This is a genomic window from Pseudomonas juntendi, assembly GCF_009932375.1.
Classification (GTDB): Bacteria; Pseudomonadota; Gammaproteobacteria; order Pseudomonadales; family Pseudomonadaceae; genus Aquipseudomonas; species Aquipseudomonas juntendi.
In genome coordinates, this window is record NZ_BLJG01000419.1 from 1 (window position 1) to 313 (window position 313).

At 60.7% G+C, this 313-nt stretch carries 1 pseudogene; it reads left to right on the forward strand.

Going from position 1 to position 313, the window contains the following annotated elements:
• A pseudogene (locus tag GYA94_RS26440) lies at positions 1–313 on the forward strand (reverse transcriptase domain-containing protein); the annotation flags it as partial.

Here is a 313-nt window from a genome sequence, read left to right on the forward strand (position 1 = left end):
ATTGGCCCATCCTGAAGGTCAGGCTGCTGGCAGGTTAATACCATCCCCAGGCAGTTCGGGCGGTCGAAATTCCCAAACCGCAGGGCGGTATGCGGCAACTGGGCATTCCCAGTGTCGTGGATCGCCTGATCCAGCAAGCCCTGCTGCAACAGCTCACGCCGATCTTCGATCCGCTGTTCTCGGACTATAGCTACGGCTTCCGTCCGGGCAGAAGCGCTCACCAGGCTGTCGAGATGGCCCGCACCCCTGTGGCGGCGGGTCATAGGGGTTGCGTGGCACTCGAACTGGAGAAGTTCTTTGATCGGGTCAACCA